Annotated in this window: 11 protein-coding genes; 4 read left to right on the top strand and 7 right to left on the bottom strand. The window is 71.9% G+C overall.

Annotated elements, in window-relative coordinates; all coding sequences use genetic code 11:
* Positions 1 to 6 precede the first annotated feature (6 nt).
* A complete protein-coding gene (locus HDA30_RS07010) occupies positions 7 to 288 on the bottom strand; it encodes a hypothetical protein (RefSeq protein ID WP_158496464.1) in 282 nt (93 codons plus the stop codon).
* 108 nt (positions 289 to 396) lie between these two features.
* Here HDA30_RS07010 and purD point away from each other — a divergent pair, with 108 nt between their 5' ends.
* A complete protein-coding gene (gene purD, locus HDA30_RS10765) occupies positions 397 to 2,646 on the top strand; it encodes a phosphoribosylamine--glycine ligase (protein ID WP_158496465.1) in 2,250 nt (749 codons plus the stop codon).
* Positions 2,647 to 2,882: 236 nt separating this feature from the next.
* Here the strand turns inward: purD and HDA30_RS07000 are convergent, their stop codons facing one another.
* The 5 genes from HDA30_RS07000 to HDA30_RS06980 all read right to left on the bottom strand — a co-directional run bounded on the left by HDA30_RS07000 (position 2,883) and on the right by HDA30_RS06980 (position 10,969).
* Entirely contained in the window at positions 2,883 to 3,779 is an 897-nt protein-coding gene (locus HDA30_RS07000; RefSeq protein WP_246418716.1) for a hypothetical protein, read from the bottom strand.
* Between the two features lie 230 nt (positions 3,780 to 4,009).
* Complete coding sequence (locus HDA30_RS06995; RefSeq protein WP_184241491.1) at positions 4,010 to 5,947, bottom strand: ABC transporter ATP-binding protein; 1,938 nt, start codon at positions 5,945 to 5,947, stop codon at positions 4,010 to 4,012.
* Positions 5,944 to 7,755, bottom strand: coding sequence for an ABC transporter ATP-binding protein (locus tag HDA30_RS06990; RefSeq protein WP_184242416.1), 1,812 nt, complete (start codon positions 7,753 to 7,755; stop codon positions 5,944 to 5,946). Before HDA30_RS06990 ends, HDA30_RS06995 begins: the two co-directional genes overlap by 4 nt.
* Positions 7,756 to 7,856: 101 nt before the next feature.
* Positions 7,857 to 8,780, bottom strand: a complete 924-nt coding sequence (locus tag HDA30_RS06985; protein ID WP_184241490.1) for a metallophosphoesterase — start codon at positions 8,778 to 8,780, stop codon at positions 7,857 to 7,859.
* 5 nt (positions 8,781 to 8,785) lie between these two features.
* Complete coding sequence (locus HDA30_RS06980; protein WP_158496469.1) at positions 8,786 to 10,969, bottom strand: transglycosylase domain-containing protein; 2,184 nt, start codon at positions 10,967 to 10,969, stop codon at positions 8,786 to 8,788.
* Between the two features lie 91 nt (positions 10,970 to 11,060).
* On the opposite strand from HDA30_RS06980, the gene sp36 reads away from it, so the two are divergent.
* The 3 genes from sp36 to HDA30_RS06965 are packed head-to-tail and all read left to right on the top strand — an operon-like array spanning position 11,061 to position 12,488.
* Positions 11,061 to 11,231, top strand: coding sequence for a Sp36 family protein (gene sp36 / locus HDA30_RS06975; protein ID WP_184241489.1), 171 nt, complete (start codon positions 11,061 to 11,063; stop codon positions 11,229 to 11,231).
* Between the two features lie 2 nt (positions 11,232 to 11,233).
* Positions 11,234 to 11,734: a RidA family protein gene (locus HDA30_RS06970; RefSeq protein WP_158496470.1), complete on the top strand. Its 501-nt coding sequence runs from the start codon at positions 11,234 to 11,236 to the stop codon at positions 11,732 to 11,734.
* Between the two features lie 46 nt (positions 11,735 to 11,780).
* Positions 11,781 to 12,488 (top strand): NUDIX hydrolase, encoded by a 708-nt coding sequence (locus HDA30_RS06965; RefSeq protein ID WP_158496471.1) that lies wholly within the window; start codon positions 11,781 to 11,783, stop codon positions 12,486 to 12,488.
* A gap of 120 nt (positions 12,489 to 12,608) precedes the next feature.
* Here HDA30_RS06965 and HDA30_RS06960 read toward each other — a convergent pair whose 3' ends face one another.
* Positions 12,609 to 13,286: a Crp/Fnr family transcriptional regulator gene (locus HDA30_RS06960; protein ID WP_158496472.1), complete on the bottom strand. Its 678-nt coding sequence runs from the start codon at positions 13,284 to 13,286 to the stop codon at positions 12,609 to 12,611.
* Between the last annotated feature and the right edge of the window lie 150 nt (positions 13,287 to 13,436).

The following is a 13,436-nucleotide window of genomic DNA, read 5'->3' as shown; positions in this document are numbered from 1 at the left end:
TGCGCGTCAGCGTCGTCGCGTCACGAACCACGTGATGATGACGGCCGCGAGGGTTCCAAGGGCGAACACCGCGATCGCCGCGCCCGTGTCGCCGCGCTGGGCTCCCAGGCCCCGGGCGGCGAAGGCGGCGATCAGCACGCATGTGAACAGCACGAACACGAAGGTGTAGGCCCGACGCAGCCACGCCGGCTGATCGGTGTGGTGGCGGCCGGCATCGGAGGCGGAGCCCTGCTGATCCGGGTGGTGCAAGCGTGCATCGTCGCGGGGTCCGAGGGGAGGCATCGTCATGCCCGCGACCCTACTGACCGCCCGTCCCGCCGGGCCAGGGGCCGCGGCATCGCTCACCTGCGCCCAGCCGGGTGCCGCAGCACCCGGCGCCGCGTAGTCTGGGGCACCGTGAAGATCCTTGTGCTTGGCAACGGCGGCCGTGAACACGCGCTCGTGCGCGCCCTGAACCGCGACGAGCAGGTGGCCGACCTCCACGTCGCCCCCGGCAACATCGGCATGGCGGACGAAGCGACGGTGCATCCGCTCGACCCGACCGACGCGGCTGCCGTCACCGCGCTGGCCCGCGATCTGGGCGTCGACCTGGTGGTCGTCGGTCCCGAGGCGCCGCTGGCCGCGGGCGTGTCCGACGCGCTGCGTCAGGCCGGCCTGGCCGTGTTCGGCCCGTCGCAGGCCGCCGCGCGGCTCGAGTCGTCGAAGGCGTTCGCCAAGGAGGTCATGGCCGCCGCCGATGTGCCGACCGCCGGTGCCCGCGTGTGCACCACCGAGGCCGAGGCCGCCGCCGCCCTCGACGAGTTCGGTGCCCCGCACGTGGTCAAGGACGACGGGCTGGCCGCGGGCAAGGGCGTCGTCGTCACCGCCGACCGGGCCGAGGCGCTGGCCCACGCGAACGCGTGCTTCGCCGCCGGCGGCACCGTCGTGATCGAGCAGTTCCTCGACGGTCCGGAGGTCTCCCTGTTCGTGCTGTGCGACGGCGAGAACGCCGTCCCGCTCACCCCCGCGCAGGACTTCAAGCGCATCGGCGACGGCGACGAAGGGCCGAACACCGGCGGCATGGGCGCCTACACACCGCTGCCGTGGTTGCCCGAGGGCTTCGTCGATGACGTCATGGACCGCGTCGCGCGCCCCGTGCTGGCCGAGATGGCCCGACGCGGGACTCCGTTCACGGGTGTGCTGTTCTGCGGGCTGGCCGTGACGTCCTCGGGCGTGCAGGTGATCGAGTTCAACGTGCGTTTCGGTGACCCGGAGACGCAGGCGGTGCTCGCACGCCTCGAGACCCCGCTGGGCGGTCTGCTCGCCGATGCCGCAGCCGGGCGGCTCGTCACTGACCGGCCTCTGCAGTGGAGCGACGACGTGGCCGTCGACGTCGTCATGGCCTCGGCCGGCTACCCGGCCTCCAGTTCGAAGGGTGACGTGATCCGCGGGCTCGACGCGGCGCGCGGCCTGGACGGCGTCGACGTGATCCACGCCGGCACCGCCGAGAAGAATGGCGCGATCGTGACCAACGGCGGCCGCGTGCTCGCCGTCGTCGGTCGGGGGCCGAATCTGACGGTGGCGCGGGAGCGCGCCTACGCCGGTGTCGAGGCGGTCTCTTTCGACGGCGCCCAGTGGCGCACCGACATCGGGGCGAAGGCCCAGCGCGGCGAGATCGCCGTCCCGGTGGCCGACGATCGGCCGTGCGCGGCGAACGGGCACGAGCGGCCGCGCCGCGGCCTCGAGGACGCTGACGCCCCCGCGCTGCCCGGATGGCGACACGTCTACTCCGGCAAGGTGCGCGACCTCTACGAGCCGGAGGACGCCGAACCGGGCAGCTCGGAGACGCTGCTGGTCGTGGCCTCGGACCGGATCAGCGCCTATGACCACGTGCTGGAGCCGCCGATCCCGGACAAGGGCGCGATCCTCACGCAGCTGAGCCTGTGGTGGTTCGAGCAGCTCGCCGCGGACTACAACGGCGCCTCGGCCTCGCCGGTCGAGCACCACGTCGTCTCCACTGATGTGCCGGAGGCCGTCGCGGGCCGCGCGATGATCGTCAAGCGGCTGGAGATGTTCCCGGTCGAGTGCATCGCGCGCGGCTACCTGACCGGCTCCGGCCTGGCCGAGTACCGCGAGCACGGCACGGTGACGGGACTGCCGTTGCCGGTGGGCCTCGAGGACGGCTCGCGGCTGGTGCCGGCGATCTTCACCCCGTCGGCGAAGGCCGAGGTGGGCGAGCACGATGAGAACATCACGTTCGAGCAGATGGCGGAGCGGATCGGTCAGTTGCAGGCCGAGGAGCTGCGCTACGTGACCCTCGACCTCTACACGCGCGCCGAGAAGCTCGCGCGCGCGGCCGGGATCATCCTTGCGGACACCAAGATCGAGTTCGGCGTGGACCCGGCGACCGGGCAGATTGTCCTTGCCGATGAGGTGCTCACCCCGGACTCCTCCCGCTTCTGGGACGCGGCGGACTACGAGCCGGGTCGGGCGCAGGCGAGCTTCGACAAGCAGTTCGTGCGTGATTGGCTCACCTCGGAGGCTTCGGGGTGGGAGAGGGGCTCGGGCGAGGCGCCTCCGGCCCTGCCGGCCGATGTGGTCGAGAAGACCCGCGCCCGGTATATCGAGGCCTATGAACGTCTGACGGGGCGCACTTTCCGGGGCTAGGCCGCTTCCGGGGCTGAGGCTGCCCGGTCCCTGGCCTCGGCCTGTGCTTGCGTGGTCACTTTCTGTCGGAAATCCAGTGTCCTGACGGCAGAAAGTGACCACGCAACTCGGAATGGCGGGTGACGGCATCACGGCGTGGCGTCGGTCCTGACGGTCTCATCGCGGCGGCGGCGAATCGTGAGGATGAGGGAGCGGAACCGTTCCCGACGGTCCTCGGCCGTCAGCCGCAGGCTGAGCTACCCCCGCTCCTGGCAGTAGCGATCCCGCGACGCGTCCCGCGCCTGCTGCTCGCGGGAGCGGTGGTGCCATCCGTCGTACTGCAGCGCCGTCTTGATGTCCTCGTAGGCGGCGTCGGCCTCCGGGGACCACGGGTCGGTCGGATCGATGGGGTGCTGCAGCGACGGCTCGCCGAGGCCGGCATCGATCAGGGCGAGGCGCATCTCGGTCTCCGGCGCCGAGTCCGCGCCGACGCGAACGTGCTCGAGGGCCTGCAGAGCGGCGCCCTTCCCCTTGTACTTGCGAAGGCTCTCGACGGTGCTGCGCAGGGAGTCGACGCTGGCGAGCGCGGGAGCGCGTCCGAACCCGGTCCAGGGTCGTTTGACGCAGTGGTCGCCGGCGGCGACCAGAGCGTCGAGCAGCCACGGGTGTCCGAGCGAGCACAGATCGACCCAGGTGCGCTCCAGTGTGGTCACTCGCAGACCGTGCACGTGCGTCACCTGGGCCTCGGGCAGCTGGCAGCGGTGCGCCACGACCTCGGGACGTCGGGTGCGCGGCGAGCCGGCGGGGAACGTCAGGTGGACCCAGGTACTGCGATCATGGGCGGCTTGCCCGTGCCCGGCTGGGAACGGGATGCCGTGGAGGTGGGCGGCCGTCTCGTGGGAGAGCACTGCTGCCGGGTGGGCACGGAGCAGTGCTCGAAGGTGACCGGGCGCGCGGTGATGGGGCGGCGCCGGCAGGCCGAGCGCGGTCCAGGGGTCGTGCACCTCGGTGTCGCGACAGGCGTACACGCCCCGCTCCAGGCGGGCGAGGTCAGCGCGTCGGAGACGGCCGGCGGGTGCTCCAGCGTCGGTGAGCTCCGAGACCAGGAATGGGGAGGGCAGCGACGGCGGCAGCGGTGCGGGCATGCGGCTCATGAGCCCATGCTGGTGTGCGGCCAGGAGCGATGGCGGCGCGCCCCGAGATCTGTGGACGCGGCGAGGACGGCTCCTGCACACCTGCACCGCCCTCCCTCGGTGCGTGGTCACTGTGAGCGTTGCGTCGTTACTGCGAGCGCTGCGCTGCGTGGTCACTTTCTGTCGCCAAACTCGCTGCATTCCGGCAGAAAGTGACCACACAACGGTTGTGTGTGGGCGGTCACGGCCGCTTACCCCCGGCCCATCGACTCCTCCCACGCGGCGTGCATTGCCGCGAACCGGCCGCCGGCAGCCACGAGCTCGGCCGGGGAGCCGTCCTCCACGATCCGCCCGTCGTGCACGACGAGCACCCGGTCGGCGATCTCCACGGTGCTCAGCCGGTGCGCGATGATCAGCGCCGTCCGGCTCCCCAGCAGCCGTTCCAGCCCGGCCTGCACGAGCCGCTCGCTCGGCAGGTCCAGCGAGCTCGTCGCCTCGTCCAGGATCAGCACCGCCGGGTCCGCGAGGAACGCCCGCGCGAAGCTCACCAGCTGCCGCTGCCCCGCGCTCAGGCGGCCGCCGCGCTTCGACACATCCGTGTCGTACCCCTCCGGCAGCCCCAGGATGAACTCGTGCGCCCCCACCGCCCGCGCCGCCGCCTGGATCTCGGCCTCCGACGCGCCGGGCCGGCCGAACGCGATGTTCTCCGCGATCGATCCGGAGAACAGGAACGCCTCCTGCGTCACCATCACGACGTTGCGGCGCAGGTCGGCCGTCGCCAGCTCCCGCAGCTCGACCCCGTCCAGGGTGAGCGAGCCGGCGGACACGTCGTAGAACCGGGCGATCAGCTTCACCAGCGTCGACTTGCCCGCCCCGGTCTGCCCGACCACGGCCACCGTCTGCCCGGCCGGGATCGTCAGGTCGAACCGCGGCAGCACCGTCTTTCCGGCGCCGTAGCCGAACTCCGCGTCCGCGAACTCGATCCGCCCCGACGCGACGCCCTCACCTGGCGCCGCCCCGGGCAGCGGGACCGGCCGCTCGGCCTCGAGCACCGTCGGCTCCTGCTCCAGCAGGCCCGAGACCTTCTCGAGCGCCGCCGTCGCCGACTGCAGCGACGAGTAGAACATCGCGAGCATCTCCATCGGCTGGAACACGCGCCGCCCGGCCAGCAGCAGCGCCACGAGCACGCCGACCGCCAGCTGACCGTCCAGCACCCGGAAGCCGCCCACGACGAGCATCGCGACGACCGTCAGGTTGCCGATCGCCACGAGCGAGGTCTGCAGCACGCCGAACAGGTTCAGCGACTCGACCATGTCGTCGCGGTACTCCGTGGCCAGCTCTCGGTACCGCTCGTCGTTGGCCTTCTGCCGGCGAAACGCCTGCACGGCGCGCATGCCGGTCATCGTCTCGACGAAGTGCACGATCGACCGGGCCGAGGACACCCGCGAGCGCCGGTACACGTCCTCTGACCGCCGCCGGTACCAGCGCACGAGCAGCGCCACCGGGACGAACGCGACGCACAGCACCCCGAAGGACAGCGGGTCCAGCAGCAGGATGGACGCTGCGGTGAAGACCATGAACAGGGCGCCGGAGACGAGGGAAGAGACGCCCTGGTCGAGCAGCTCGCGCAGGGCCTCCAGGTCCGAGGTCTGCCGCGAGATCACGCGCCCAGACGTGTAGGTCTCGTGGAACTCGAGGCTGAGGCGCTGGGTGTGCCGGAACACCCGCAGCCGCAGGTCCAGCAGCATCCGCTGGCTCGCTCGGGCCGTGAGCCACAGGTACCAGGCCAGCAGGCCGCCGGCGACGACGGCCGCCCCCGCGTAGGCGCCGCCGACCGCGAGCAGCACGGGCGCGGGGGAGTCCCCGGCCTCGACGTGCTCGACGGCCTGCGGCAGGCCCCAGTCGATTGCCCATGCGATGAGCATCGGCAGGGCGGCCCGGGCCGCGTTGGAGACGAGTACGAGCACCAGGGTCAGGGCGAGCGCGCCCCGCACGGGCCGGGCGAGCTCGGCCAACAGCCGCCATGAGCGGCGGCGCACGTGTGCGCGCTCGTCGTTCGTGTACTCGAGGACGTCCTCGGCGCCCACCCCGTGGACGCGAGTCCGAAATTCTGCCGGCCGGGCGGGATTCGCGCGCCGGAGACCGCGCCTGCGGGCCTCGCTCGGCGTCGCCTCGTGCCGCTGGCTCATGCGCGCACCTCCTCGTCTGTGGACGAGATGATCCGCCGGTACGGCGCCGAGCGCGCGAGCAGCTCGGCATGCGTGCCGACGTCGACGACGCGTCCGTCCTCCAGGACGGCCACCCGGTCGGCGAGGGCGACCGTCGACGGGCGGTGGGCCACGACAAGGGTCGTCGTCTCCGCCAGCTCGTCCTTCAGGCGCGCGGTCACGGCCTCCTCGGTGCGCACGTCGAGGGCCGAGAGCGGGTCGTCGAGCACGAGGATCCGCGGGCGGACCGCGATCGCGCGGGCGAGGGCGAGGCGCTGCCGCTGCCCGCCGGACAGGCTCAGCCCCTCCTCGCCGATCTGGGTCGCCGTGCCCTCGGGCAGCGCGTGCACGAAACCGGCCTGCGCGGTTTCCAGGGCGGTCTCGAGCAGCCGGTCCCGCGCGGACCGGTCGGCCAGGACCTCGGCGGGAGCACCCAGCAGCACATTGTCCTCGACGCTGGCGGAGAACAGCGTGGGCTCCTCGAACGCGACGGCGACCCGGCGGCGCAGCTCGTCGAGATCGAACGCGCGCACGTTCTGCCCGTCCACCTCGACCACGCCGGCGGTGACGTCGTGCAGGCGCGGGACCAGCTGCAGCAGCGTCGACTTGCCCGAACCCGTCGCGCCGACCAGCGCCATCGTCTCGCCCGGGGCCAGCTCGAGGTCCACGCCGCGCAGCAGCTCCGGCTCATCGGCGCCCGCGTCCGGCCAAGCGAAGCGCACGCCTCGCAGGGCCAGGCGCCCCCGCGGCGCCGGATCCGGCTCCGTGGCGTCCGGGCCGGTGGCGGCGGCCCTCGGCGAGGGCGAGGCGATCGCGGGCTCGATGGAGATCACGTCGAGGTGCCGGTCGATCGCCGTCTTCGTCGACAGGGTCATGCCCAGCAGCTGCCCGACCGACTCGACGGGGCGTGCGAGAACCGCCGCCGTCGCGAAGAACGCGGCGAGGGCGCCGACCGTCAGCTCGCCGCGCGCCACGAGCCACAGCCCCAGGGCCAGCCCGACGCCGAGGGCCAGCTCCGGCAGGCCCACCACCAGCCCGATGAAGCGCGCGAGGATCCCGGCCTTGCGGACCTCGGTGTCGCGCAGCGTTGAGGCCTGCGCCGCGAACCCGTCGAGGGCGTGCGCGCCCCGGCCGAACGCCTTCAGGATGCGGATGCCGTGCACGGACTCCTCGACGGTGGTCGCCAGGTCGCCGGCCTGGTCCTGGGAGAGCCGGGAGACGGAGCGGAAGTCGTTGCGGAAGCCGAACGAGCGCCACATGATCGGCGCGGCCGCGACCAGGTAGACGAGGGCCAGCTGCCAGGACAGCCCGAACAGCAGCGCCAGACCGATCGCAATGACCGCCGAGTCCACGATGAACATGACCGAACCGAACGCGATCCAGCGGCGCAGCAGGCCCAGGTCCGCCTGGGCGCGGGAGAGCAGCTGGCCGGAGGGCCACGCGTCGTGGAAGGCGACCGGCAGCCGCTGGAGCCGGCCGTACAGGGCGATCCGGGCGCGGTTCTCCACGTCGGCCGCCGGAGGAAGCACCAGCACGCGCCGCAGCCACACGAACAGCGCCTCGCCCAGGCCGAGCACGGCGAGGGCGAGCGCCGCCCACAGCACCTGCGTCCGGCCGTCGGGGCCGGGGTCCGTGGTGAACACCCGGTTCACGAGCAGCTGGATCACCTGCGGGATCGCGAGGGCCGCCAGGCCGGCGAGCAGTGCGGCCGTCAGGCCGAGGCACCAGCGCACCCGCACTCCTTCCAGATACGGGCCGAGTCCCGCGACGCAGGCGCGCAGAGTGCGCACAGGCGCACCGGGGCCAGAGGAGCCCGGGGCGCGCGGTGCGGATGAGACGGGGGTCACCTCAGAGAGTGTAGGCCGTCGGGTCGGCCGCCTGAACCGACCGCTCAGAGACGGGCGACCAGATCCAGCACGACGGCCTCGGGGCGGCAGGCGAAGCGCAGCGGCATGGCGGGGGCCGCGCCGATGCCCGCGGACACCTCGAGCGGCACCGTGCGCCCTCCGGCGCTCCACGTGGACAGGCCCGAGGCCTGACGACGGGGGAGATCGCAGTTCGTGACCAGCGCCCCGAAGAACGGCAGGCACACCTGGCCGCCGTGGGTATGACCGGCCAGCACCATGTCCGCCCCGTCGGTCACCATCGCGTCGAGCACCCGCCGGTACGGGGCGTGGGTGACCCCGAGCGTGAAGACCTCGTCGCTGGGACCGTGGGTTGCCGCGGTGAAGCCGCCGAACTCGTCGAGGCCCAGGTGCGGGTCGTCCGTGCCCGCGGCGAGCACCTCGAGCGGCGCGGCGGAGCCGACCTCGACGGACACGGAGCGGTTCGTCAGGTCGCGCCAGCCGGCCTCGACGAACCGCCCGAACAGCCCGTCGCTGTCCAGGCGACGGCGCGTCGAGGCCTCGACCTTTGAGGGTCCCGCGAAGTACCGCAGCGGATTGGCACGCTTCGGCGCGTAGTAGTCGTTGGAGCCGGGCACGAACACGCCCGGCACCTCGAGCAACGGGCCGAAGGCCTCGAGCAGCGGGGTGATCGAGCGGTCCGAGGCGATGTTGTCGCCCGTGTTCACCACCAGGTCTGGCCGCGTCACGCCCAGGCGCGAGAGCCAGGCCAGGCGGCGGCGGTGCCACGGCAACAGGTGCACGTCCGAGAGGTGCAGCACGCGCAGCGGCGCCGAGCCGGGAGGCAGGGCGGCGACCCGGTGTGTGCGCACCGTGTATGCGCTCGCCTCCGCCAGCCCCCACGCTCCAGCGGTGGCCCCGGCGGCGGCCAGGCCGACCGCAGCGCGCCCGAGGGTCGAGGTCATCGGCATCCGGCTCAGTCCTCCGCGGAATCGTCGGGCGTGGGGCCGGGACGCTCGATGTCGTCGAGCGTGTAGTCGGTTCCCGCCGGATGCGAGCCCTCGACACCGTGGTCCTTGAACTGCGGACCGTCGTAGTCGGGAAGCTCGCCCGGCTTGTACTTCTCGTTGGCCGCCTCCATGTAGGCCCGCCACAGGGGCCCGCCGATCTCGGTGCCGTAGAACTCTTCGTACTTCTTGCCGTTGATCGTCTCGCCGGCGAGGGTCTTCTGGTTGGTCCAGCGTCCCACCCACGAGGCCGTCGTGAGCTTGTCCGTGTACCCGACGAACCAGGTCGAGGACATGTTGTTGTTCGTGCCGGTCTTGCCGGCGGCGGCGAAGTCCGCCTCGTCCTGGAGGATGTTCAGGTCCGCGATGCCCTGCAGCACCGGGGACAGCTCGTGCACGTGCTCCTTGTCGATCACCTGGCGGCACTCCGGGTCCGGCACCGCATACTCGCGGCCCGAGCGGTCCGTGACCGACTCGAAGACCCGCGGCTCGCAGTACAGACCGTCCGCGGCCAGGGCGTTGAACGAGCGGGCCAGGGACATCGGTGCGATCGAGTCCGAGCCCAGCAGGAACGCGGGGGAGTCCGGGCTGATGGGCATCGAGTCGTCCGCCTTGCGGACGCCGAGCTCGGTCATCAGCGACGTGATGTCGCACAGGTCCGTCATGTAGGCGGCCGCAACCGTCGGGGTGTTGACGGACCAGAACAGGCCCTCGTCGATGCGGTCCTGCTTCTTTAGGCCCTGCACCACGTTGCTCAGGTCCCAGGGCGCGCCGACGGTGACGTAGCCGCTGTCGCGGCAGGACGCCGCGAAGCGGGTGCCCATGGGGTAGTGGTCGGTGTCCGCCGGGACGGTGTCGATCAGCTTGTTCCCGTTGCGCAGCCAGGCGAGCGCGACGAACGGCTTGAACGTGGATCCCGCCTGGAAGCCGGCGCCGCCGCCCCATTCGCGGTCCACATTGAAGTTCATGCTGGTCTCGCCCTTGCCGCTGCCGAGCGAGTAGTCGGTGTTCTGGGCCATCGCCTTGATGTTGCCCGTGCCCGGCTCGAGGGTGAGCAGCGAGGCGCCGATGCCGGCGGACTCGTCGTTGGGCACCTGCTCCTTGACCTCCTTCTCGGCCGCCTTCTGCAGCTTCGAGTCGAGGGTCGTGCGGATCGTCAGGCCCCCGCGGTGCAGCATGGCTTTCCGCGAGGTCGCATCCGGGCCGAAGGCCGGGCTCGCCAGGACCTGCCGCTCGACGTAGTCACAGAAGTACTGGCCGAACTCGGCGGCAAGGCAGCCGGTGGGCAGCGACTCCATCGTGACCTCCAGCGGCTGCTTGACCGCGTGGTCGTGCTCCTGCTGCGTGATGTAGTCGTTCTTGAGCATCGCGCCGAGCACGGTGTTGCGGCGTGCCTTGGCGCCCTCCGGGTTGGTCTCCGGGTTGTAGCCGGTGGGTGACTGCACCATGCCGGCCAGCGTCGCGGACTCCCAGATCTCGAGGTCCTTGGCCGACTTGCCGAAGACGTACTGGGCGGCCGCCTCGACGCCGTAGGCGCGACCCTGGAAGAGCACGAGGTTCAGATACCCCTCGAGGATCTCGTCCTTGGTCATGGTCTTCTCAGCCTCGACCGCGAGCTTCATCTCCTTGACCTTGTCCGAAATCTCCTTGGACCCGGAGAGGGTCAGGCGCGAGTCGCCGCGGAGCATCTGGGAGTTGATGAGCACGTTGTTCACGTACTGCTGCGTCAGGGTGGATGCGCCCTGCGTCGAGTCCGAGGTGGCGTTGTTCGCCATCGCGCGGGCCAGACCGCGGGGGTCGACGCCGCCGTGCTCATAGAAGCGTTCGTCCTCGATGGCGACGATCGCCTGGCGCATCGACGGGGCGATATCCTCGAGCTTCACCGGTTTGCGGTTCTCTTCGTAGAAGGTCGCGATCTCCTTGCCGTCGGAGGTCACCACCTTGGACGGGACCGCGACGGGCTCGTCCGGAAGTGATGAGGGCAGCGCCCCGAGCATCGCCGAACCCGCGTTCGCCCCCGCGCCGACGATCCCGGCCGCGGGCAGCATGAGTCCGGCCACGAGCAGCCCCGCCAGCGCCGAGAATCCCAGGAACTTCAGGAGTCGGCCAAGGGGCGTCGCGGTGTCCTTGGAGGGTGACTTGCGCTGCGCCATGCGCGGCAGTCTACCGGCGTCCCCTGGCAGCTCGCCGGACGGGGGCGCCGTCGTCTGGGGCGCGTCGGTCGGCGTGGGTAGGCTGGTCAGCATGACTGCCGAGAACACCCGATGGGAATACGCCACCCTGCCGCTGATCGTGCACGCGACCAAGCAGATCCTCGACCAGTGGGGCGAGGACGGCTGGGAGCTGGTCACCGTGATCCCCGGCCCGGACGGGACCAACCCCGTCGCCTACCTCAAGCGTCCGAAGGCGGCCTGAGCATGCCCGAGCAGCAGAACGCCGGCTGGGGGCTGGGCCGCGCGGCCGAGCGCCTGGCCGCGCTGGGCATCACGAAGCCGGAGGTCGCCGCCGCGGTGGGCAGCTATGTCCCGGCCGTGCGCGACGGCAATCTCGTCCTCACCTCCGGGCAGCTGCCGTTCGTCGACGGTGCCCTCGAGGCTGCCGGCAAGGTGGGGGCCGACGTCGACGGCGTGGACCCCGAGCAGGCGCAGCGGCTGGCTCGGCGCTGCACCGTCAACGCGCTCGCCGCCGTGCACGCCGTGCTGGGCGGGCTCGAGCAGGTGGAACAGGTCGTCAAGGTCGTCGGATTCGTGGCCTCGGACCCGTCCTTCACCGCGCAGCCGACCGTCGTGAACGGCGCCTCGGACCTGCTCGCCGAGGTCTTCGGTGACGCCGGTCGACACGCGCGTTCTGCGGTGGGTGTGGCCGTCCTGCCCCTGGACGCCCCCGTCGAGGTCGAGCTCACTGTTCGTGCGCGCTGAGCCAGAAACCGCGCCGCAGGCCGTCGCGCCGCCTCGGAGGGGGCCGGTGCGCCCTGCACGCCCGGTCGTGACGGTGTTGGTGGTGCGCGACGGCCCGCAGGGCCCGGAGGTGCTCGTGCGGCAGCGGGCGGAGTCGTCCGCCGAGCGCAGCCGGCTCGTGCTGCCCGGAGGCGCCCCCGAGGAGGAGGACGCGGACGCGTGCGACTGGTTCGGTCCTTCCCCCAAGCAGTGGGCTCGACGGCTCGATGTGTCCCATGTGCGCGTGGCGCGTCAATACGTCATGGCGGCCGTGCGCACGCTCTTTGAGGAGACGGGCCTGCTGCTGGCCGGCACCGGCGAGGACGACGTCGTCCCCGATCCGCACACGCCGCTGTGGTCCGCAGGCCGATCGAGCCTGGAGACGGGGGCCGAGGGGCTGCCCAGCCAGCTGGCCCGACGGGGACTGGGCGTGCGCACCGATCTGCTGCACCCGGTGACCCGTTGGGTCAGCCCGGCCGAGGACGACCGCCGCGTCGACGCGTGGATCTTCGCCGTCTCCGTGCCACCGGGCCAGCAGCCCGTCGGACGTGACGGCGCGGCCTGCCGGGATGAGGAGAACTGCCCGGGCGCGCTGCAGTGGATGCCGGCGGTCACGCTGGACGAGGACGCCGGGCTGCAGTGCTCCTCGATGGTGCGCGCCGCCGTGGACTGCGTCGTGCGCAGCTCGTGCGCGGCGGGGTTCCTGCTGGGGCTCTCGGCCCGGGCCGACAGCTGAACCGAGCTGCACCCGTCCCCGTGCGCCGTCCTGGACGGAACGAGGCCCGGCTCCCCTCACGGGGGCCGGGCCTCGTTCGTCGGCGCGCAGGCCGGTCCGTCGCGGACCGGGCCGCCGCCCTCAGCGGGAGCGCTGGCGCAGGCGCTGCAGGTCGAGCACCACGACGGCGCGGTTCTCCAGTCGGATCCAGCCGCGCTGCACGAACTCCGCGAGGGCCTTATTGACGGTCTCGCGGGAGGCGCCGACCAGCTGGGCCAGCTCCTCCTGGGTGAGGTCGTGGGCCACGAGCAGACCGTCGGCGGCCGGGCGACCGAAGCGGTCGGCCAGGTCCAGCAGGGCCTTGGCGACACGGCCCGGGACATCGGAGAACACCAGGTCCGCCAGGGACTCGTTGGTCTTGGACAGGCGCTGGGCGAGCGCCTGCAGCAGCTGCAGCGAGACCTCGGGCGAGTTGCCGATGGCCCGACGCAGGTTCTCATGGCGCAGGCCGGCCAAACGGGTCGCGGAGACGGCGGTGGCGCTCGCGCTGCGCGGTGCCGGGTTGAACAGCGCCATCTCGCCGAAGATCTCACCCGGGCCCAGGACGGCGACGAGGTTCTCGCGGCCATCGGAGGCCGTGCGGCCAAGCTTGATCTTGCCGGACATGATCACGTACAGCTGATCGCCCTGATCGCCCTCGTGGAAGGCGGAGGCGCCGCGGGAGAGCTCGACCTCGGTCAGCTCGGAGGTGAGGATGGAGAACACCTCGTCATCCAGGTGGGCGAACAGCGGTGCCTTGCGCAGAACCTCGAGATCCATCGTGTGTGGCGCGTCCTCTCTTGTGACCGGACCCGCAGGGGGCGGGGCCGTGCCGGTGTGATTGGGCTGGGCACCATTGTGCCGCATCGCCCCAGATCCTGCCGCTAGGCTGTGCGTTCGGGCAAGTGGCGCCGGGCGGGCTCCGGGTCA

The organism is Micrococcus cohnii, assembly GCF_014205175.1.
GTDB classification, from domain to species: Bacteria; Actinomycetota; Actinomycetes; order Actinomycetales; family Micrococcaceae; genus Micrococcus; species Micrococcus cohnii.
This window is presented reverse-complemented; position numbering and strand designations above follow the sequence as displayed.